Raw genomic sequence first — 394 nt, 5'->3', positions numbered from 1 at the left:
CACCGGGCCTGCCGGCGAGGAAATCTTTTGTGATGAGTACGGTCGGGTCAAGGTCGAGTTCAATTGGGACCGGGCCGAACTGAACAGCGACAAGAGCAGTTGCTGGGTGCGGGTGTCCTCCAGCTGGCCGGGGACAGCTTTGGCGCGGTGACCATCCCGCGCATCGGCATGGAAGTGGTGGTGAGCTTCTTGGAAGGTGATCCCGACGATCCGCTGATTACCGGGTGTGTGCCGAACAAGGTCACGCCGGTGCCGTACGCCCTGCCTGCGAACAAAACCAAGACGGTGTTGCGCAGCCACAGCTCGCCCGCCAGCGGCGGCTACAACGAACTGTCGATTGAAGACCGTACGGGGCAAGAAAAAATCTACCTGCGGGCGCAGCGTAACCTCGAAC

General features: G+C 61.4%; 2 pseudogenes. Both read left to right on the top strand.

The features are described from left to right. Positions 1-63: 63 nt before the first annotated feature. Positions 64-171 (top strand): annotated as a pseudogene (locus tag KW848_RS32750) (hypothetical protein); the annotation flags it as partial. Positions 172-180: 9 nt separating this feature from the next. Continuing rightward, a pseudogene (locus tag KW848_RS32745) lies at positions 181-394 on the top strand (type VI secretion system tip protein VgrG); the annotation flags it as partial.

This window comes from Pseudomonas sp. PDM25 (genome assembly GCF_019219045.1).
Lineage (GTDB): Bacteria > Pseudomonadota > Gammaproteobacteria > Pseudomonadales > Pseudomonadaceae > Aquipseudomonas.
The sequence above is the reverse complement of the archived record's forward strand: the minus strand, read 5'-3'. Positions and strand labels throughout refer to the sequence as shown.